This is a genomic window from Microbispora sp. H10830, from assembly GCF_014161375.1.
Taxonomy (GTDB): domain Bacteria; phylum Actinomycetota; class Actinomycetes; order Streptosporangiales; family Streptosporangiaceae; genus Microbispora; species Microbispora catharanthi.
The window spans coordinates 114,532-134,110 of the sequence record NZ_JABBWX010000003.1; the positions used below are offsets into that span (position 1 = coordinate 114,532).

The 19,579-nt window shown below is 71.6% G+C and carries 16 protein-coding genes; 8 read left to right on the forward strand and 8 right to left on the reverse strand.

The window, feature by feature from the left end; all coding sequences use genetic code 11:
- The first annotated feature begins 100 nt into the window (after positions 1 to 100).
- Positions 101 to 3,028, forward strand: a complete 2,928-nt coding sequence (locus HHX35_RS09835; protein ID WP_182898550.1) for a bifunctional glycosyltransferase/CDP-glycerol:glycerophosphate glycerophosphotransferase — start codon at positions 101 to 103, stop codon at positions 3,026 to 3,028.
- Complete coding sequence (locus HHX35_RS09840) at positions 3,025 to 4,701, forward strand: glycosyltransferase family 39 protein (protein WP_182898551.1); 1,677 nt, start codon at positions 3,025 to 3,027, stop codon at positions 4,699 to 4,701. Before HHX35_RS09835 ends, HHX35_RS09840 begins: the two co-directional genes overlap by 4 nt.
- Here HHX35_RS09840 and HHX35_RS09845 read toward each other — a convergent pair.
- On the reverse strand, positions 4,668 to 6,248 hold the full coding sequence (locus HHX35_RS09845; RefSeq protein WP_182898552.1) for a stealth family protein: 1,581 nt from the start codon (positions 6,246 to 6,248) through the stop codon (positions 4,668 to 4,670). The genes HHX35_RS09840 and HHX35_RS09845 overlap by 34 nt on opposite strands.
- Before the next feature lie 154 nt (positions 6,249 to 6,402).
- Between HHX35_RS09845 and HHX35_RS09850 the strand changes: the two genes are divergently transcribed.
- Both HHX35_RS09850 and HHX35_RS09855 read left to right on the forward strand, forming a co-directional pair.
- Positions 6,403 to 7,293, forward strand: a complete 891-nt coding sequence (locus HHX35_RS09850; RefSeq protein ID WP_182898553.1) for a CDP-alcohol phosphatidyltransferase family protein — start codon at positions 6,403 to 6,405, stop codon at positions 7,291 to 7,293.
- 124 nt (positions 7,294 to 7,417) lie between these two features.
- Complete coding sequence (locus HHX35_RS09855) at positions 7,418 to 8,458, forward strand: sulfotransferase (RefSeq protein WP_182898554.1); 1,041 nt, start codon at positions 7,418 to 7,420, stop codon at positions 8,456 to 8,458.
- Between the two features lie 92 nt (positions 8,459 to 8,550).
- Here the strand turns inward: HHX35_RS09855 and HHX35_RS09860 are convergent, their stop codons facing one another.
- From HHX35_RS09860 to HHX35_RS09880, 5 genes are all read right to left on the reverse strand, one after another.
- A complete protein-coding gene (locus HHX35_RS09860; RefSeq protein WP_182898555.1) occupies positions 8,551 to 9,546 on the reverse strand; it encodes a sigma-70 family RNA polymerase sigma factor in 996 nt (331 codons plus the stop codon).
- Positions 9,547 to 9,716: 170 nt separating this feature from the next.
- Positions 9,717 to 10,709 carry a zinc-binding dehydrogenase gene (locus HHX35_RS09865; protein WP_182898556.1) on the reverse strand — a complete coding sequence of 331 codons (993 nt, stop codon included), beginning with the start codon at positions 10,707 to 10,709 and terminating at the stop codon, positions 9,717 to 9,719.
- 131 nt (positions 10,710 to 10,840) lie between these two features.
- Positions 10,841 to 11,938 (reverse strand): LacI family DNA-binding transcriptional regulator, encoded by a 1,098-nt coding sequence (locus tag HHX35_RS09870; protein WP_182898557.1) that lies wholly within the window; start codon positions 11,936 to 11,938, stop codon positions 10,841 to 10,843.
- A gap of 24 nt (positions 11,939 to 11,962) precedes the next feature.
- Positions 11,963 to 12,841: a PfkB family carbohydrate kinase gene (locus HHX35_RS09875; RefSeq protein WP_182898558.1), complete on the reverse strand. Its 879-nt coding sequence runs from the start codon at positions 12,839 to 12,841 to the stop codon at positions 11,963 to 11,965.
- 66 nt (positions 12,842 to 12,907) lie between these two features.
- Positions 12,908 to 13,909 carry an SIS domain-containing protein gene (locus HHX35_RS09880; protein WP_182898559.1) on the reverse strand — a complete coding sequence of 334 codons (1,002 nt, stop codon included), beginning with the start codon at positions 13,907 to 13,909 and terminating at the stop codon, positions 12,908 to 12,910.
- 387 nt (positions 13,910 to 14,296) lie between these two features.
- On the opposite strand from HHX35_RS09880, the gene HHX35_RS09885 reads away from it, so the two are divergent.
- The 4 genes from HHX35_RS09885 to HHX35_RS09900 are packed head-to-tail and all read left to right on the forward strand — an operon-like array spanning position 14,297 to position 18,187.
- Complete coding sequence (locus tag HHX35_RS09885) at positions 14,297 to 15,622, forward strand: ABC transporter substrate-binding protein (RefSeq protein ID WP_182898560.1); 1,326 nt, start codon at positions 14,297 to 14,299, stop codon at positions 15,620 to 15,622.
- Between the two features lie 14 nt (positions 15,623 to 15,636).
- Complete coding sequence (locus HHX35_RS09890) at positions 15,637 to 16,524, forward strand: carbohydrate ABC transporter permease (protein WP_182898561.1); 888 nt, start codon at positions 15,637 to 15,639, stop codon at positions 16,522 to 16,524.
- The gene (locus HHX35_RS09895; RefSeq protein ID WP_310738994.1) at positions 16,521 to 17,354 is read left to right on the forward strand and encodes a carbohydrate ABC transporter permease; all 834 of its coding nucleotides are present in this window, start codon (positions 16,521 to 16,523) and stop codon (positions 17,352 to 17,354) included. Before HHX35_RS09890 ends, HHX35_RS09895 begins: the two co-directional genes overlap by 4 nt.
- Entirely contained in the window at positions 17,351 to 18,187 is an 837-nt protein-coding gene (locus HHX35_RS09900) for a sugar phosphate isomerase/epimerase (protein WP_182898563.1), read from the forward strand. Before HHX35_RS09895 ends, HHX35_RS09900 begins: the two co-directional genes overlap by 4 nt.
- Here HHX35_RS09900 and HHX35_RS09905 read toward each other — a convergent pair.
- Together HHX35_RS09905 and HHX35_RS09910 are read right to left on the reverse strand one after the other, a co-directional pair.
- Positions 18,174 to 19,055 carry a pyridoxamine 5'-phosphate oxidase family protein gene (locus HHX35_RS09905; RefSeq protein WP_182898564.1) on the reverse strand — a complete coding sequence of 294 codons (882 nt, stop codon included), beginning with the start codon at positions 19,053 to 19,055 and terminating at the stop codon, positions 18,174 to 18,176. The genes HHX35_RS09900 and HHX35_RS09905 overlap by 14 nt on opposite strands.
- A gap of 2 nt (positions 19,056 to 19,057) precedes the next feature.
- Positions 19,058 to 19,501 carry a VOC family protein gene (locus tag HHX35_RS09910; RefSeq protein ID WP_182898565.1) on the reverse strand — a complete coding sequence of 148 codons (444 nt, stop codon included), beginning with the start codon at positions 19,499 to 19,501 and terminating at the stop codon, positions 19,058 to 19,060.
- Positions 19,502 to 19,579 lie beyond the last annotated feature (78 nt).

Genomic DNA, 19,579 nt, shown 5'->3' on the forward strand with positions numbered 1-19,579 from the left:
ACCTCCCCGCTCGGCTCGCGGGTCAAGAGGCCGTAAAGCGACCGTAAGGCAATGGGGATGGGCCGGGTGGCGTGCCGCCGCGCGTCGGCATCCTGACGGCGTGACGGTGTCTGCCAGGCTCTCGGTGGTCGTCCCCCTGCACGGCGGGGAGGAACACGCCGAGGAGTGCCTCGAATCCCTGCGCGACCAGACCCTGGACGACATGGAGGTGATCCTCGTCGGCCGTCCGCGGGGCCTTCGCCCGCCCGACCACAGGTTCACGCTTCTCACGCTCGGCGACGGCGGCGACGACCCCGGCACGGCGCGCAACGCGGGGGCGGCGTTCGCCACCGGGCGCTACCTCGCCTTCGCCGACCCCGGCTCGGTCGTCCCCGCGGACGCCTACCGCGCGCTGGTCGGCGCCCTCGACCACACCGGGTCCGACCTCGCCTGCGGCCGGATCCGCACCTGGACGCCGTACGCGCCGGACCAGGCGCCCGTCCCGGCGCAGAAGGCCAGGCTGCGCACGCACATCACCCGGCATCAGAAGCTGCTGGACGACCCGCGGGCGGGCGGCACGGTGTTCCGCCGGGACTTCTGGACCCGGCACGGGTTCGCCTTCCAAGCGGGCCTGGGCGAGGACTTCCCGGTGACGATCCCCGCGCATGTGCTGTCCACTTCGGCCGACGTGCTCGGCGACGTGGTCTGCCTCACGCGCGGGTCCCGGCCGCCGGCCGACCCGCTGCGCCGCCTGGAGGCGATGCTGCAGGTGTCGGACCTGCTCGGACGGCACGCGCCCCAGTTGCGCACGGCCTACGACCTGCGCCTGGCGGAGGGCCCCGACCTCGACGCCGTGCTGGAGGCCGTGCGCGACCGGGTTCCCAACCGGCTCGCCGAGGTCCTGGGCCGCCTGGGCCGCCTGGACCCCGGGGCGGTGGAACGGCTGCCGGTCCTCAGGCGGCTCCAGATCCACCTCGCCGCCCACGGCATGATCGGCGAGCTGGCGGAGCTGCGGACGTTCGCCGCGTCGGAGATCAGGCACAGGGGCGTGCTCCGGCGGGGGCTGCGGCCCCGCCGCTGGTATCTCGACTACCCCTTCCGCCGCGACCCCCGGCTCCCGCGCCCGCTGTTCGACGCCACCCGCGACCTGCGGCTCGTCGCCTACGTGGACGACGTACGCCACGCGGACGACAGGCTCGCCCTGACCGGCCACGCGTACATCGCCCACCTGGACAGCGGGCGCAGCCGGATCGAGCTGTGGCTCCAGCGGGGGGAGGAGCGGATCACCCTGCCGGTGCGGCGCACCCGCAGGCCCGACGTGACCGCCGACTCCCGCCAGTCGGTCGCCTGCCACGACGACTCAGGCTTCGAGACCGTGATCGCCCTCGACACCCTGCCCGCCGGCCGGTGGGCGTTGCACGCGCGGGTCCGGGCGCGGGGTGTGACCCGGGTGGGCCGGGCGAGCGGAGCCCCGGGTGAGCGCGTCTTCGACGCCGGCAACGTGCGCGTCTCCCTCACCCGGGACCGCGGGCTGACGCTCGGCCCCCGCGCCGCCGGCGGCCCGCACCCCGACCCCGGCGGCCACGTCAGCACGGTCAGGTGGACGGAGTCCGGCGAGCTGGTCCTGGAGGGGACGGGCCGGAACCCGGCCGGCCGGATCGTCCTGGAGCGCGGCGCGGAGCGGCACTCCTGGCCGGTCCGCCAGGACGAGGAAACGTGGACGGCCGCCGTCGGCAGGACGTCCGAAGGGCTTGCGCTCCGCAGCGGGACCTGGCGGGTGCTCGCCTCGTCACCGGCGGGCGGGGACGAGCGCGTGCGCCTGAGCGCGGCCCTGATCGCCGACCCGCCGCGGCCGCGGGTCACCGGGTTCCACGAGATCTCCGTCCGCACCTCCCGCGACGGCGACCTGAGCCTCGCGGTGCGCCCCGCGCTCGGCCCGCACGAACGCGGGCCGTACGCGACGCGCAGGCGGCGGGCGGCGGCGCCGCGACGCACGCTCCTGCGGGACGCGGCGGTGTTCGACAGTTACGGCGGGGGGCAGTACTCGTGCAATCCCCGGGCCGTCTCGGAGGAGCTGGCGCGCCGCCACCCGGACCTCGAGATCGTCTGGGTCACCCGGGACGGGCAGTTCACCGTCCCGCCGGGGGTGCGCCTGGTCCTGTACGGCTCCCGCGAGCACGAGGAGGCGCTGCGCACCAGCCGCTTCGTGGTGGCCAACCGGCGCACGCAGCCGGGGTGGTATCGCAAGCCGCGCGGGCAGACGGTCGTGCAGACCTGGCACGGCACGCCGCTCAAGCGCCTGGGGCTCGACCTGGAGGGCATGCCGTACGCGCAGCGGGTGCCGCGCGACGAACTGGAGCGGCAGGTGGCGACCTGGGACCTGCTGCTGTCGCCGAGCCCCTTCGCCACCTCCGCGCTGCGCGGCGCGTTCGGCTACGAGGGGGAGATCCTTGAGTCGGGCTATCCGCGCAACGACGTGCTGTTCGATCCGGCACGCGCCCGCGCGGCCCGGCGGCGGCTGGGCCTGCCGGACGACCGGCGGATCATCCTGTACGCGCCGACGTGGCGGGACGACGACACCACCGGGCGGCTCGCGCTGGACCCGGTCAGGGCGGCAGGGGCGCTGGGCGACGACGACGTGCTGCTCGTGCGGGCGCACTACCTGGTGGCGCGCGACATGGCGATCCCGAACGGCGACCGCATCCGCGATGTCTCTAGATTCCCGGACATGGCGGATCTCTTGGCCGCCGCGGACGTGCTGGTCACCGACTACTCGTCGGCGATGTTCGACTTCGCGTGCACCGGCAGGCCCATGGTGTTCTTCACGCACGACCTGGAGCGCTACCGCGACGAGGTGCGCGGCTTCTACTTCGACTTCGAGGCCGAGGCCCCCGGGCCCGTCCTCGGCAGCGCCGACGACGTGCTCGACGTGCTGCGGTACGGCGACCTCGGGCAATTCGCGGCCCGCTACGAGCGGTTCGCCCACAGATACTGCCCCTGGGACGACGGGCACGCCTCGGCGCGCGTGGTCACGCGCATGCGGCCATGACCCGCCCGTCCCGGCACGCCGCCGGCCATTCGCCCCGCCGTACGGCCGAAGCGCCGTCGCGACGCATCGCGCCCGAGGGCCCCGCGGCGTGCCCGGCCGAGGTGCCCGAGCGGGCCGCCCGGCTGGACCGGCCTTCCGTCGTGATCGTCGTGCCTGCCGTTCTCGCGCTGGCCGCCGGGTTGTCGGACCTCGGCGGGCCGCCGCCGTGGCGGGACGAGGCGGCCACCGTCAGCGCGGTCGGCCGCACCCTTCCCCAGCTGGCGCACCTGCTGCAGTCGGTCGACGCGGTGCACGGCCTGTACTACGCGCTGATGCACGTCGTCGCGGGGCTGTCCGGCACCGCCGAGGTGCCGCTGCGGATCCCGTCCGTCGTCGCGGGCGCGCTGGCCGCGGCCGGGACCGGCGCGATCGGCCGCGCGCTCGGAGCCCCCCGGGCGGGCCTGTACGGCGGCGTGCTGCTGGCCCTCATGCCCATCTTCTCCAGGTATGTCCAGGAGGCTCGGCCCTACGCGATGACGGCGGCGGCGGCCGTCGGCGTGACCCTGCTCTTCCTGCGCGTGCTGCGGTCGCCCACGTCGGCGGTCCTGGCGGCGTACGCGGCGGCGCTGACCGTGCTGGCCTACCTCAACCTGTTCGCGTTCCTGGTCGTGGGGGCGCACGGCGTCGCGCTGATCCTGTCGAGGGGACCGTTGCTCCGGTGGGCGTGCGCGGCGACGCCGGCGCTGGCCGCCGTGGCGCCGCTGGCCTGGCTCGGCTCCCGGCAGAGCGCGCAGGTGGGCTGGATACCCCGGCCGGGCGTGACCGATGTCGGCAGGCTGGCCGTTCAGCTGTCCGGCGACCTCGGCGGGGCGACGGGACCCGGAGTGGCCCCCCTGACCTGGGCGCTCGCGCTCTTCGGCCTCGCGTACGCCGCGGTCGTGGGCGTCCGCCGCGCTCGCGCGGCCCGTCGCACAAAGGATCCCGCGGAAAGGCCCGCTGAGACGCCGGCCGGAGAGCGTGCCGAGACGCCCGTTGAAGAGCAGGCCGAGACGTCCGCCGCACTCGTGCGGCTGGCGCTGCCGTGGCTGCTCGTGCCCGCGCTGGTGCTGCTGACGGTCTCCTGGGCCGTCCATCCCGTGTACGTGTTCCGCTACGTCTTCTGCTGCGTCCCAGCGGCGGCGCTGCTCGCCGGGGCGGGCCTGGCCGCGCTGCCCCCCGGCCTCGCCGCCGCCGTGCTGGCCGCCTGGCTCGGCCTGTCGGTTCCCGGGCAGCTCGCCACGCGCGGCCCGGACGGCAGGCAGGACGACCCGCGGCCGGTCATGGCGCTGCTCGCGGCCGAGGCGCAGCCGGGCGACGGGGTGCTGTTCGTCCCCGCCAAGGTCAGGAAGTACGAAGCGGTCTACCCGTCGGTCTTCGGCGGGCTCCGCGACGTGGCGCTGGCCCGGTCACCCGAGCAGGACGGCAGCTTCCCGGGCCGCGAGGTGGGCACCCGGGTGCTCGCCGCCCGGCTCGACGGGCTGCGCACGCTCTGGGTCGTCGGCCACACGGGCAAGAACGCGATGCCCGCCCGCAGGCGCGCCCTGGTCGCCCGTTCGTTCGCCCCGGCCGGCCGCTGGACCTTCCGCGGCCTGTTCGTGGACAGGTACGTCCTGCGGCACGCTCACCGCTCGAACGGCGCCGGGGTGGGGAAGTAGGCATCCAGGAACCGCGCCAGCAGCGCGTCCTGGTCGACGGTCGTGGGGGCGGTGTCGTTGAGGCAGAACACGTCGTGCCTGCGCCGGGCCAGCATGCGGCGCAGCTTGGCCGGCGTCTTCGGCAGCGACAGGTCCACGTAGGTGTAGTCGACCGTGCCGGGGACCGCCCGGCCACTCAGGTAGCCGTAGTAGTGCGCCAGCGAGGACACCACCGAGATGTCCCGCGACGTGCGGAACCTGCTGCGGGCGGTCGCCGCGAACTCCGCCGCGAAACGCCCCTCCAGCTCGTACATGAGCGACCGGCGCAGCGCGTACGGCACGTGCTTGAGCTTCTGCGTGATCGTTCGGCCGGTCAGGTTCTCCAGGATGCGCCGGTTGTTCATGCCCGCGGCGTGGACCGGGGACTCCTCGGTCTCCGGTACGCCGAAGGGCACGTGGACGGTGCTGGGGAAGAAGCGGGTGATCCCGTTGCCCTCGAAGAACGTCCGGGGAGGCAGCGGCCGCCCCATGAAGAAGTCGTCGTTGAAATACAGGAAGTGCTCGCTGAGCCCGTCGATGTGGTGAAGCTGCGTCTCGATGGCGTGGGAGTTGAACACCGGCAGCATCGACGGATCGGTGAAGATCTCCTTGTGGTCGACCACCGCGACCATGGGGTGGGTGGTGTCGAGCCACGACGGTGTCTGGCCGTCGGTGACGATCCAGATCCGGTTGATCCAGGGGGCGTACATCAGCAGGGAGCGCAGCGAGTAACGCAGCTCGTCCCTGCTGGTGAACCGTGCCTCCGTGGTCGCCATCTCGCTCAGCGGGGCGCCGGTGCGCAGCGCCTCGTCGCGCTCGGCCTGGTCGCGGCGCGCCCGCCAGGCCGGGTCGCCGCCGTCCACCCACGTGTAGACGGCGTCGATCGGGAAGTCGATGTCGTCCAGCAGCCGCCGGACGAACTCCGGCCGGGTGCGGTAGGCGCGGGCGCGGCGGGCGGCGCACGCCAGCGGCGTGAACAGCTCCTCGCCGCCGTCCACGGTGGGGCCGTCGGCGGGGACGCGGTCGCAGGCGGGGTTCGGCCTCGGGGCGACCAGCTCGTCGCCCTCCCGGGCCCAGAACTCCAGGTCGCACCCGTTCTCCGGACCGAGCATCAGCGTGCGCGAGGGGCTGGCGAAATACATGGCCAGCCGCACGACCTTGGCGTCGCCGAGCAGCGCCGCCGCCCGCCGCACCGGGCGCATCCGGCCCGCGTCCGCCTGGCGCGCCCGCGCCCCCTGCCTGCCGTACGGCTGCCGCGCGGCGAACAGCGGATGACCGCCGGCCGCGAGCGCGGCGAACGCGCGCGTGCGGTCGTCCTCGGGCACGGCGATCACCGGCGGCCGGTTGGGCAGTGGGCGCACGCAGAAGTACGGCACATTCGCCTCGGTCAGCAGGGCGCACACCACGTCCAGCGTCTCGCGCTGGGCCTGGAGCGGACCCGCGTCCGCCCGGATGAGCGCGGCCCGCGGCGCGGGCTCCCAGGACGGCAGCCGCCCCTGCAGCCGCCGGTACAACGTGACAACGGGCATGGTCTCCCCCTCGAACACGGACTGTAACCGATCGGCGACCGGATTGGCGCAGGGTTTACGTAGATGAGGGAGACGGTCAAGAACCGGCAATGAGATGCCCTGCCTGTTACAGAAGAGCAGGCCACGGCTACCGCTTGTAGTCATTCTTGCCTGCATGGGAGGCTTCACGCTGGACGACATACTCGCGACGCGCAAGCCGAGAGACTCGTGGTGGACCGTCTTCATGGTCGATCCGCTCGCCTGCCGGCTCGCGCTGCTCGTGGCCAATCACACATCGATCACGCCGAACGGGCTGACCCGGCTGTCCATGCTGATCGGCTTCGCCTCGGCGGCCGCCTTCGCGGAGGGCATGCTCGTCGCCGGGGCGGCTCTGTTCTATCTGAGTTTCACGGTCGACTGCATGGACGGCAAGATCGCCAGGCTCAAGGGCACGGGGACGCCCTTCGGCCTGTGGCTCGACTACGTCGGCGATCGGGTGCGGGTGGTCTGCTGCGCCTTCGGGTGGGGGTTCGGGGAGTACACCCGCACGGGCGACACGGACGTGGTGCTCGCCGCCGTGGGCGTCGTCGTGCTCGACCTGTTCCGCTACATCAACGGCCCCCAGCTGAAGCGGGTCAAGGACGCCACCCGCGCGCTGCTCGAGGCGCGGCTGGACGGGCAGTACGTCCTCGCGGAGAGCGTCCTTCGCTCCCGGCCGCGCACCGAGCTGGGGCAGGCCGCCGCGGAGTTCGGCGGGGTCGCCGCCGACGACGGCGCGACGGTGGTCGACCTGCAGAAGGCGTTCCATGCCCGCTTCCCCTGGTATGACCGGTTCCGCGTCTTCCTGGTGCGGCATCGGGTGCGCACCCACGTGGTGAGCGGCATCGAGTTCCACGCCGCGGTCTTCGTCGTGGGCCCGCTGTTCGGTCCCAAGGCCCTGGCGCCGGTCTCGATCGTGGCCGGCGCGCTGCTGCTGGCGTTCGAGATGAGCCTCGTCTACCGCGTCTGGCTGGCAGCACGCCAGGTGCCCCACACCGCCGCCGAGAAACAGAAGATCCTTGTCTGACCGGCCGTCCCGGCCGGATCCGCACGCTCGTACGGCGTGACGCCGTAGGACCCGCGTCACGAGCCGCGCCCGGGGGAGGGCGGCGGCCTGGCGTCTGGCAATTTCACCACGGGGGATAGAACTCATGCATTCGGACAGACCTGTCTTCGTCGTCGGCTGCCCGCGCTCCGGCACCACCATGCTGCAGCTCATGCTGCACTCGCACCCGCGCATCGCGGTCCCGCCCGAGACGCGGTTCCTCGTCCCGGCCTACTTCTCCCGCCGGGCGTACGGCGACATGCGGCTGGCCGACAACAGGCGCAGGCTGGCGACCTGGATCGCCGAGGGCCGGACCACGAAGTTCCACGAGCTCGGGCTGAGCCGCCCCGACTTCGTCCAGGCGGCCATGCTCGGCCCGGGCAGCTTCGGCTCGGTCGTCGGCATGGTCTTCAAGTGCTACGCCGAGCGCTTCGGCAAGCCGCGCTGGGGCGACAAGCGGCCCAGCTACTACCGGCACGTCGAGATGCTGATGCGGATGTTCCCCGACGCGCAGTTCGTCCACCTCGTCAGGGACGGCCGCGACTGCGTGGCCTCGCTCAAGCAGATGCCCTGGTACAAGGCGGACGCCGTGCACGCGATGGCCAACTGGGCCGAGGCCGTCGACTTCGGCCGCCGGCACGCGCGCAAGCTGCCGGCCGACAGCTTCTACGAGCTGCGGTACGAGGACCTCACCGCCGACCCGGAGACCGAGCTGAAGAAGCTGTGCGTGTTCATCGGCGAGGACTACGACCCGGCGATGTGCGATCCGCGCCACATGGCCGAGCTGGCCGTACCCAAGCACAAGGTGTGGCACAGCAACACGCACGAGGAGGTGACCACCGCCCACTCGGGCAAGTGGGCCTCCCGGCTGGAGCCCTGGGAGATCTCGCTGTGCGAGGAGGTGCTCGGCGAGCGGCTCACCGCGTACGGCTACGAGCTGAGCGGCGCGCGCAAGCCCGACCGCGAGCACGTCGCCGCGTTCAAGGCGGCGGCGGCCAAGCGGCGCGCGGCGCGGCTGCGCAAGTACAACCGCGACCGGCTCACCCGGCTGCGCGAGCCCGGTCCGATCGCCGCGCTGCTGACGGAGGGCCAGCGGCGGCTCGCCGGCCTGCCCCAGCAGCGCTCCTACGAACTGGTCCCCCGCTGACGGCTGGGCCGTGCCGTAAGAGCAGCGGCACAGCGGGAATCGGCCGGAGCGCATCGTGTACGTGGTCGGCTCCGGCTGTGCCCGTCGGCGGGTCAGTGCGCGAGCGCGTCCGGGAAGCCGAACGTCGCCACCAGTGCGGGATCGTGGAACTTGATCACGCGGGAGATGCCGGTGGTGGTGGGGGCCAGCACCACGACGCCGGCGGCTCGGAGCACGCCGTCGGCGTCCCGGTGGTACACGACGGCGGAGGGTTGGCCGTTGGCGGTGGTCGCGATCATCCGCCAGTCGCCCGGTGCGCCCAGCACGTACGCGTCGAGCATGTGGACGCACCTCGCCCGGCCCGACTGCCAGTCGCGGAATGGCGTCGCCTCCAGCGTCGCGTCCGTGCGCAGCACCTGTTTCAGCAGGCCGACGTCGGAGCGCTCGAAGGCCGCGATGTAGCCGTCGAGCAGCGCGCGTGCCCGTGGGTCTGTCGGTTCGAGCAGCTCCGCGGCCTCGGGCTCCAGTTCGTCGAGCCGGGCGCGGGCGCGCTGCAGGCCGCTCTTCACCGCCGCAGTGGTGGTGTCGAGGATCTCCGCGGTCTCGGCCGCCGAGAAGGCCAGCGCTTCACGCAGGATGAGAATCGCACGTTGGCGGGCGGGCAGGTGCTGCAGGCTGGCGATGAGCGCCAGCCGCAGCGACTCGCGTTCGACGACCACCGCGGCCGGATCGTCGGCGGGCGGGGCGATCCATGCGTCCGGCAGCGGTTCCAGCCACGAGACCTCGCCCGGCGCAAGAGGACTCGGCGGGCGATCGGGTCCGTCGTACGGGCCTGTCAGACCCGAGGGCAGCACCCGGATCGGGCGCGGCTCCAACGCCGTCAGGCAGGCGTTGGTGGCGATCTTGTAAAGCCAGGACCGGATCGACGCCCGGCCCTCGAATCCGGAGTAGGACCGCCACGCCCGTAGATACGTCTCCTGCACCAGGTCCTCGGCGTCGTGCGCCGAGCCGACCATGCGGTAGCAGTGCGCCAACAGCTCCCGGCGGAACCGCTCGGTCTCGGCGGTGAACCGGTCGTGATTCGGTGCCGCCCGCGGATGCGATGTCACGCCGAGAGCCTCGCGATCTTCGGTCGCCGGTTTCTGTCGATCTCCGTATCCTCTCGCAGAGGCGGCGTTCGCGATCAGACCTCGTCGAGCTGCAGGATCATGCCGCGGAAGGTCGCGTAGCGGGCCAGGTCCGGTGTGCGGCGTCACCGGCTCGCTACCAGGGGGGTTTCTCAGGGCAGCAGGGCCAGCTTGCCGATGGTGGCTCTGGTTTCCAGTTCCGCGAGCGTTTTCGGGCCGTCGGCCAGTTCGTACGCGGTGGGCCGGCCGGGGGCGAGCACGCCGGCGGCGATGAGCGCGGACAGCTCACCCACGACCTCGCCGAAGATCTGCGGTGCGGCCTGGATCAGCACGCCGATGTTGAGACCGATGACGTGGACCTGGTGCTTGTACACCAGGTCCCAGTTGGTGATCGCGGCTTCGCCGCCTGCGAGGCCGTAGACGACGACACGGCCGGTGACCCGCTTGGCGGCGGCCAGGCCGGCCTTGAAGGTGGCGCCGCCCGCCGACTCCAGCACAAGGTCGGCGCCGGCGCCGCCGGTCAGCCGCAGCACCTCGGCGGCGAGGTCGCCGCCGAGGGAGTCCAGGATGTGGTCGGCCCCCAGTGCCAGCACTGTCTCGTGCTTGGCCGGCGAGGCGGTGGCGATGACCGTCGCGCCGTAGTGTTTGGCCATTGTGACCGCGGCCTGGCCGGTCGCGCCCGCCGCGGCGTGGATCAGCACGGTCTGCCCTGCGGTGATTCCGCCCAGAGGCTTGAGAGCGGCCAGCGCGGTGGGCCAGTTCACGGCCAGGCCGAGCGCCTGCTGCTCCGTCCAGCCGGGGGGCACCGGCATCGCCGCGGCCGCGGGCATCACCATGTACTCGGCGAAAGCGCCGTTTCCGACGCCGGTGACGCGGGTCCCCGGTCGCGGACCGGTCACCGCCTCCCCCATCGCGACGACCTCACCGGCGGCCTCGAAACCGGCCAGGTACGGCGGCCGCGGGCCGTCCAGGAACGTGCCGTGGGACTTCGAGATGTCGGCGAAGTTGACCCCGGCGGCGGTGACGCGGACCAGGACCTCGCCCTGGCCGGGGCTCGGCACTGGTGCGTCGGTGATCAGGCGCATGTCCTGCGGGCCGTTGAGAGAAGTCTGCTGCAGCGCGCGCATGGTCGCGGGAATGCTCATTGACGATCGGCTTTTCTTTCTCGGCGTACATGAGAGAGATCGGCCCGGCACGCGGGCCGATCTCTCTCATGTAGACCCCGGCCACCACCAAAAGGAATCGGCGCTCCATCGCCTCGTAGGCCGGGTCCGATTCAGACGCCAGGCGGGGGGCCGACCGACGACCGCACGATGAGGCGCGAGCGGAGCGTGTGCGTCTCGCGGCCGGCCTCGGCCCCCTGCACGATGTCGAGGAGCACCTCGGCCGCCTTCGCGCCGAGCTCGTGCACCGGCTGCGCGATCATCGTCAGCGGCGGATCCATGACCGCCGCCCAGGCGCTGTCGTCGAACCCGATGAGCGCGACGTCGCGCGGATAGGAGAGCCCGGCGGCCCGCAGGGCGCGCAGGGCCCCCGTCACCGCCTCGGTCTCCGTGCAGAAGAGCGCGGTGATGCGGTCGGGCAGGCTGAGCATGCGCGCGACCTCCTGGGTCACCCGCTCCTCGACCTTGCGCCCGACCATCACCAACTCGGGGTCGAAGGGGATCCGCGCGTCGTCGAGCGCGTCGAGGTAGCCGCGCAGGCGCTCGCCGTCGGTCCACAGGTTGCGGGACGCCGCCGCCAGCAGCTCGCGCCGGGTCGCCGGCGGTTGCGCCATGGGCGGTCCCCACACGAAGCCGATCCGCCGGTGCCCCGCCGCGATCAGCCGCTCGACCGCCTCACGCGCCGCGTCGCGGTTGTCGATGACAACCGCGTCGAGGTCGAGCGCCGGGATGGCCCGGTCGACCAGGACGACGGGGACGCCGCGCGTCAGCGCCTCCTTGACGTGGCCGACCTCCCGGCCGCTGACCGCGGCGGACGCGATGATCATGCCGTCGACGCGCTTGTCGATCAGCACGTTGGTGGCGGCGACCTCCTCGTCGAGGTCCTCGTAGGTGCTCAGCACGATCGTGTCGAAGCCGCGGGCCCGGGAGGCGTCGCAGACGCCGCGGACCAGTCCGGCGAAGAAGGGGTTGCCGATGTCGGCGACGATCACCCCGATGGTGTGGCTCACACCGGTCGACATGCTGCGGGCGAGGGCGTTGGCGCGGTAGCCGAGCTTCTCGGCCGCGGCGAGCACGCGTTGGCGCAGCTCCGGGCTGACGTGTCCATACCCGCCGAGCGTGCGGGCGGCGGTCGCCCGCCCGACTCCCGCCTCGGCCGCCACCTCGGAGATCGTCACCCGCCCGGCGGCCTGGCTCCGCTCAGCTGGCATGGCTGGCGTTCCTCCCTCTCGATCTCAGGGCAGCTTAGTGAGAACGGGCCGTCCGTGGCCGAACGCGCCCTCCACCAGGCATTGCTCGTAGGCCGACCGCGCGCCGTCGTGGAGCGCGCGCTTGACGGCGTCGCGGTCCGGGGACGTGCCGGTGGTCCAGCCGCCGCGCAGCAGCGAGACGGCGAACCCGGCGAGGAAGGCGTCGCCGCAGCCCATCGTGTCGACCATCAGGCCGGGGTCCTCCACCCGGCGCGCGGCGGTCGCGACCGTGACCCTGCCGTCGTGCGCGATCGCTCCCTCCACACCGCGCGTGGCCAGCGCGAGCCGCGCGCCGCGCCGTACGGCCTCGGCCAGCAGCGCCCGCGTGGCGGCCTCGTCGAGGTGTGAGCACGACAGCAGCACCAGGTCGGCGTGCGGGCAGATCCGGTCGAGGTAGCCGGGGGTGCGGAACTCGTCCTCGCTGGACAGGTCGAAGCTCACCACCGGGCCGAGCCCGGCCAGCTTGGGCAGCTCGGTCTCGCTTCGGGAGTACACGCTGGAGTGCACCAGGTCGAAGGAGGCGGCGTACCGCAGCAGGTCGTCGCCGAGGACGAGCGGCTCCCGCAGCGTGACGCCGCCGCCGTTCCAGCCGAGGAAGACGCGGTCGCCGTCGTCCACGCGCAGGGTGGAGACGCCGCTCTCGCCGGTCCGCACGACGCAGTGGTCGATCGCCACTTCCTGGGCGGCGATCGAGGTACGCAGGAAGTCGCCGAGCTCGTCGTCGCCGAACACGCCCAGGTAGGCCGCCTGGAGGCCGAGGCGGCGGGCGTAGACGGCCACGTTGACGCTGTTGCCGCCCGGGTACTCCACGCCGCGGTCGACGAACCGGTCGACGATGTTGTCGCCGAAGCCGAGGACTCTCAAAGGACTCTCCTGTGGACGGGCCCCCGCGCAGGCACGCGCGAGGGCCCGGAAGGGGGGACGGCGGGGTCAGTAGTCCATGACGCGGTAGTAGCGGCGCAGGTCGAGCGAGTGGTCGCGCACCCGCTCCAGGTGCTTGCTGACGCGGCTCATGACGGTGTCGAGGACGAGCGGCGCGAGCAGGCCGCGGAACTCGGGGCTGATGCCGTCGAGCGGGTAGTCCTTCGTGTCGAAGACCGTGACGTCCTTGGAGATCCGCTTGGCGAAGGCCTCGGCGCGGTCGGTGAGCGCCCTCGCCTCGTCCTCGCCCTGGAAGACGAGCACGCTGGTGTTCTCTTCGAGCAGTTCGAGCGAGCCGTGGAAGAACTCGGCGCTGTGCACCCGCGTGGTGCGCAGCCACTGCATCTCCTCGAGGATGCACATGGAGTAGAGGTAGGTGAACCCCCACAGGTTCCCGCCGCCGATGAGGAAGTAGTAGTCGCTGTCCTTGTGGGCGTCGGCGAACGCCTCCGCGACCGGCTCGGCCTGCTTGGAGACCTCCAGGAGGATCCGCGGGATGTCGTCGAACTCGGCGGCGAACTTCTCGTAGCCGTCGAACTCGCCCCGCCGCGACAGCAGCCGGCCCATGAAGAGCAGCATCTGCATGTCGAACGGCCACGTCTTGGGCTCGGTCAGCAGCGCGAGGTCGACGTTCTGGGCGATCGGTGAGTCGGGGTAGCCGGTGAAGCCGACGGTGTAGGCGCCCTTCGACCTGCAGAACTCGATGGCCCGGACGACGTCCTCGGTGGTGCCGGAGACCGAGGTGAAGATGGCCACCGAGCGCTCGCCGAGCGCCTTCTCGTCCGCGGCGACCAGTTCGGCCGCGATCACCGCGCGCACGTCGAGGGTGGACCGCTGGCGAGCCAGGCGCTCGTACGGCCACATCTGGGCGTAGGTGCCGCCGGCGCCGACGAGGTAGAGGTTGTCGAATCCCCCGTCCACGAGCCGATCGACCAGTTCCTCGATCTGCGGGCGCAGCGCCACCGCGCTCGCCAGCTGGGAGAGGAATTCCGGCTCGTTGAATCCGAGCATTGTCGCGTCCTTTCGGGATCACCTGCGGACCGGCGGCGCCCCTGCTGCCTGATACCGGTATCACGCCGGGGTCACGCTGGCACAGGTGAACGTACGACGTCAACACCGCGACCTTTTTTCTCGCACTCAGGCGGCATCTAGCTGCTGTTTATGGCCTCACGCGGTCCTGGGGGCGTCGCGCGGGAAAAAATTCTTGAAACTAGGGCTGGTACCGGTATCAGATGCTCTGTACAGTCACCCCACACCAGGCGGGTCGTGCCGCGGCGCGTCCCGGCGGATCCCGGTGTCATGGCAACGCGGTGCCCGGCGGATCCCAGGGCCCCGGCACCGGCGGTCCTCCCTCCGCAGCCGGACCAGCCCCAGACAGACCAGAGAGAGAGGAAGCCCATGCGCCCTCGCGCACTGACGACGTTCGCGGCACTCGCCGGGACGTCGGTGCTCGCCCTCGCCGGGTGCACCGGCGGCGGGCAGGCGGACAAGGCTCCCGCGGCCGACGTGACCGCCGCCCCCGACTACTCGGGCACCCTGAGCATCCTCACCAAGTTCGCCGGAGAGCCGCTGGAGCCGTACTTCGAGGACCTGGCCGCCGAGTACGAGAAGCTCCACCCCGGGGTGAAGATCCAGCTCATCCAGGAGACCGACCAGAGCATCAAGGACAAGACCAAGACGCTGACCGCGTCGAACGCCCTGCCGGACGTCTACTTCACGTGGACCGGCAACTGGGCGGAGAACTTCGTCCGCGGCGGCCGCGCGGCCGACCTCACCAAGGTCGTCGGGCCGGGCACGGAATGGGGGAAGACCTTCAGCGAGGGGGCGCTGTCGGCCTTCGCCTACGACGGCAAGTACTACGGGATCCCGCTGTACGGCAACGGCAAGTTCATGGGCTACAACAAGGCCGCGTTCGCCAAGGCGGGGGTGAAGGTGCCGGCCACCTTCGAGGACCTGATCGCCGCCTGCGGCCCGCTGCGCAAGGCCGGGTACGAGCCGATCGCGTTCGGCAACAAGGACGGCTGGCCGGCCCTCCACTACCTGCAGCAGATGTTCGCCTACGACGTGCCGTGGGACACCCTGCAGGCCGACCTCAAGCCCGCGACGGCGAAGCTGGACGACCCGGGCTACGTCACCGCGCTGACCCGGTTCAAGACCCTCGTCGACACCTGCACCGACACCAAGAGCGGCACCAACGGCGTGCTGTACAGCTCGGCGCAGGAGAAGTTCGCCGACGGCAAGGCGGCCATGTACTACCAGGAGATCCTGGAGTTCGACAACGAGACCGCCAAGGGCAAGCTCCCCACGGACGACTTCGGCATCTTCCAGTTGCCGGCGCCGCAGGGGGCGAAGGGCGACCCCACGGTGATCGAGGGCGCGCCCGAGGGATACCTGGTCAACGCCGCCTCCCCGCGCATCCCGCTCGCGGTCGACTTCATGAAGTTCGTCACGAGCGTGAAGAACGCCAAGACCCTGTCGTCCCCGCCGTACGGCCAGCCCAGCACGGTCATCGGGGCCGTCACGCCCGAGACCTCCAGCAAGGCGGTCTACGAGGGCGTCGGGCTGGTCAACAAGGCGCCGAAGCTGGCCGCCTGGCTCGACACCGTCACCGTGCCCGACGTCGCCGACGCCTGGCTGTCCGGAGGCGAGGCGCTGATCACCGGCGGCAAGACCCCCGAGCAGGTGCTCGACAGCGTCCGCCAGGCCTCGGCGTCGGCGAAGTAGCCGAAGGAGAGCAGGTGCGCACCATCGGCAAACGGGCGCTCGGGCTCGCGTGGGTCGTTCCCGCCCTCGTGCTGGTCGGGGTGTTCGTCTACTTCCCGCTGGCCGAGAACCTCGGGTTCAGCACGCTCAAGTGGGACATCTACAGCGGCAGCCAGGAGTACGTCGGCTTCGCCAACTACACCAAGCTCGTCGAGGACCCGGTCTTCTGGCGGTCGCTCGGCAACAACGTGCTGTACGCCGTGGTGTCGATCGTGTTCCAGGTGTTCGGCGCGCTCGTGCTGGCCGCGCTCATCGAAGGCGTGCGCAGCGAGCGGTGGCAGCGCCTCCTGCGGGCGATCTACTTCATCCCCTCCGCGATCTCGCTGACCGTCGCCGGCCTGCTCTTCTACTTCATCTACGAGCCCGACCTCGGCCTGCTCAACCACCTGCTGCAGGCGGTCGGCCTCGGCGGTCTCGGCCACTCGTGGCTGGGCGAGGAGAGCACGGCCATGCCGGCGATCATCGCGATGAGCCAGTGGCAGGGCTTCGGCTACTCCACGCTGCTGTTCGCCGTCGCCATCCAGCGGATCCCGCGCGAGATCTACCAGGCGGCGGCCCTCGACGGCACCGGGCCGGTCCGCCGCTTCTTCCACGTGACCGTCCCCCTGGTGCGAGAGATGACCGGCGTGATGTCGATGGTCACGATCTCGGGGGCGTTCCAGGTGTTCAACGAGGTCATGGTGATGACCAGCGGCGGGCCCGACAACTCGACCCAGGTGCTGGGGACCTGGCTCTACCGCAGCGGCTTCGTCCGCAACGACTTCGGCTACGCCGCCGCGATCGCGACCGTCATCTTCGTGGTCACGCTCGGCATCGCCGTCGCGCAACTGTGGGTCGCGCGCAGGAGAAGGGTGGCGTGGTGAGTCGCATCGGCTTCCTGGGGGCGGTCGCCCGGGTGTTCCTGTGGGCGTTCCTGCTCTGCCTCGCGGCGGTGGTGGTCTATCCGCTGCTGTGGATGGTGCTCAACGGGTTCAAGACCAACGGCGAGATCTTCGGCAACCCCTTCTCGCTGCCCTCCCACTGGAGCTTCGACAGCTACCAGAAGGCCTGGAACCGCGGGGTGAGCAACTATCTCACCACGAGCGTGCTGGTCACCGTGACCTCGACGGTCGCGACCGTGTTCGTCAGCGCGTGGGCCGCTTACGGCCTCACCCGCGTGAACATCCCGTTCTCCAAGCTGACCACGGGGATCATCCTCGGCGGGCTGATGCTCGCCCCGAGCGTGGCGCTCGTGCCGCTGGTGAAGATGTTCCAGGCCATGGGCCTGTACAACAGCTTCTGGGCGCTGCTCATCCTCTACACGGCCTTCCGGGTGCCTTTCACCACCTTCCTCATCCGGGCGTACATGCTCGACCTGCCGCGGGAGGTGGACGAGGCGGCCGAGATGGACGGCTGCGGCCGGTGGACCGCCTTCTGGCGGATCATCCTGCCCATGTGCAAGCCGATCATCACCTCGACCGTGCTGCTGCACATCCTGTTCGCCTGGAACGAGTACCTGTTCGCGATGGTCTTCACCAGCGGCGCGGGCGTGCAGACCCTTCCCGTCGGCCTGATGAGCCTGATGAGCAAGCACGGCACCGAGTTTCCCGTCGTCTTCGCCGGCATGGCGATCGCGGCCTTCCCGGTCGTGCTGCTGTTCTTCGCCGGGCAGCGTTACATCGTCAAAGGACTCGCGGACGGAGTCGGAAAATGAGTTCCATGCCCCTCATCACCGGATCGAACTTCTCCTATCAGCACCTGCCGTTCGAGCGGTTCCTCGACGACGCCGCCGACCTCGGCCGCGAGGAACTGGAGCTGTGGGGGATCGCCCCCCACTTCCACGTGCCGCAGGTGAGCGACGCCGAGGCCCGCGCCGTACGCCGCCGGGCCGCCTCGCGCGGCCTGCGGGTGCGGTGTCTCACGCCCGAGCAGGTGATGTACCCGGTCAACATCGCCTCGGCCGACACGCGGCTGCGTGCCTCCAGCATCGCGATGTTCCGCCGGGCGGCCGAGCTGTGCGCGGAGCTCGGCGCCGAGTTGCTCCTGCTCACGCCGGGCCGGGGCTACGAGGACGAGCCGGTGGAGGCGGCGTGGCGCAGGTCCGCCGACGCGCTCGCCGAGATCGCCGGATATGCCGGGGGGTTCGGGGTGACCTGCGTGCTCGAACCGCTCCAGCGGGTGGAGTCGAACCTGCTCAACGACTCGCGGGCGCTCGCCCGGATGCTGGACGAGGTCGGCGCGCCGAACCTCGCCGCCGTGCTCGACACCGTGGGCATGGCGGTCGCGGGGGAGAGCGTGGACGACTACTTCGACGCGCTCGGCGACCGGGTCCGCCACGTGCACCTCATCGACGGCCGCCCGGCCGGGCACCTGGCGTGGGGCGACGGGGAGCTGCCGCTGGCCGGCTACCTCGCCGCATTCTCCCGCCGCGATTATGACGGGTTCATGACGTTCGAGCTGTTCGGCGACGGCACGTACGCCTTCGCCCCCCGGCCCGTCGTCGAACGCTGCCTTTCCGCCGTGGAGGCCGCCCTCACGCACCCCTGACGGGCGGGTTGAACCGGGAGTACTCCTCGAACGCCCAGCGCAGCGGGCTCGCGCCGCCGACCTGGAGCACTTGCTCGACGTCGAACGTGACCAGCCGCTGCGCGCCCGGCACGTCGCCCGGGTCCCACTCGACCCGCGCCCTGCCGGTCAGGTGCAGCGCGTCACCGGTGGTCCAGTCGAGGAAGAGCAGGCCCGCGGCGGAGTTCAGCTCCAGGTTGCCGAGCGTCATGTACATCAGGTTGCCGGCGTAGTCGGGCCAGACGAGCCGCCGGTCGTCCACCACCTCGACGAACCCGGGGTTGCCGCCCCGGTGCGAGACGTCCGAGCCGAGCCCGGGCGCGTGCGTCGCGACGAAGAAGGTGTCGGCGGCTCTGATCCACTCCCGCTGGGCCTCCGACAGGCGGTCCCCGGACCGTGACGTCCGCTCACCGGGCTCCAGGTCCTCCGTGATCGTACGCTTCTGCAGATATTTGGGGCAGTTGGAGTACACCTGCTCGGTCCGTACGATCAGGCGGTCGCCGTCCCTCCGGGCCCGCCCGTTGACCCGCATCCGGCGCCGGGACCACGGCTCGACGGCCAGCATGCCGATGTCGTGCTCGTCGTCGAACAGTCCCGCGAGCGGTGCGCCGGGCACCGCGTCCACGAGGATCGTGCGGTCGCCGGCCGGCGTGACGAAGCCCGGCCGGCCGGTGAGCGGCGCGGCCCACACCCGGCCTTCACGGTCCTCCGCGCCGATCACGACCATGCGCTGGGACTCCAGGAACCGCGCCGCGACCTCCGGGATCTCGGCCCGTACGCGGGCCGACCCGTGCTCGGCCAGCCGGACACCCGTGCGGCGCTGGACCGCGATCTCTCCCGCGTGCCGCATCTCTAGAAGAAGCCGCAGGTCGGGGCGTCGGACCGGGGAGCGGGGCGCTCCTCGGCGCCGCTCGGCGCGTAGATCTCCAGCCGGATCCCGTCGGGGTCCTCGAAGAACAGGCCGCCCGAGGAGCCGCCCTCGCGGTGCGGGACGATGCCGCCGTGGTGGATCGTCGCCCCGGTCTCCCGTACGACGGCCTCCGCCCTGCGTACGGCGTCGATGTCCGGCACCTGGAAGGACAGGTGGTGCAGCCCCGGCAGGCCGGGGGCGAACCTGCCCTCGCTCTGCTGCCACAGCGTCAGCACCAGCGTGCCGTCCTGGGCGAGGAACGCGTACCGGCGCGCCTCGTCGGCCGACTCGCCGGCCACATCGAAGCCGAAGACCTTGCGGTAGAAGCCGACCGACCTGTCGAGGTCGGAGACGTTCAGCCCGACGTGCCCCGTGGTGAAGCTCATAGCCTGCCCCTCCATGACGAGATCTAACGGATGGTTCCGTTAGGAGATGAGAGCAGACTAACGGGATCTCGCGGGAAA

Bases quoted from the DNA above. Each gene is read 5' to 3' on its own strand.
- HHX35_RS09840 (WP_182898551.1), top strand. From the start codon at position 3,025: ATGACCCGCCCGTCCCGGCACGCCGCCGGCCATTCGCCCCGCCGTACG.
- HHX35_RS09845 (WP_182898552.1), bottom strand. From the start codon at position 6,248: ATGCCCGTTGTCACGTTGTACCGGCGGCTGCAGGGGCGGCTGCCGTCC.
- HHX35_RS09850 (WP_182898553.1), top strand. From the start codon at position 6,403: ATGGGAGGCTTCACGCTGGACGACATACTCGCGACGCGCAAGCCGAGA.
- HHX35_RS09855 (WP_182898554.1), top strand. From the start codon at position 7,418: ATGCATTCGGACAGACCTGTCTTCGTCGTCGGCTGCCCGCGCTCCGGC.
- HHX35_RS09865 (WP_182898556.1), bottom strand. From the start codon at position 10,709: ATGAGCATTCCCGCGACCATGCGCGCGCTGCAGCAGACTTCTCTCAAC.
- HHX35_RS09870 (WP_182898557.1), bottom strand. From the start codon at position 11,938: ATGCCAGCTGAGCGGAGCCAGGCCGCCGGGCGGGTGACGATCTCCGAG.
- HHX35_RS09880 (WP_182898559.1), bottom strand. From the start codon at position 13,909: ATGCTCGGATTCAACGAGCCGGAATTCCTCTCCCAGCTGGCGAGCGCG.
- HHX35_RS09885 (WP_182898560.1), top strand. From the start codon at position 14,297: ATGCGCCCTCGCGCACTGACGACGTTCGCGGCACTCGCCGGGACGTCG.
- HHX35_RS09900 (WP_182898563.1), top strand. From the start codon at position 17,351: ATGAGTTCCATGCCCCTCATCACCGGATCGAACTTCTCCTATCAGCAC.
- HHX35_RS09905 (WP_182898564.1), bottom strand. From the start codon at position 19,055: ATGCGGCACGCGGGAGAGATCGCGGTCCAGCGCCGCACGGGTGTCCGG.
- HHX35_RS09910 (WP_182898565.1), bottom strand. From the start codon at position 19,501: ATGAGCTTCACCACGGGGCACGTCGGGCTGAACGTCTCCGACCTCGAC.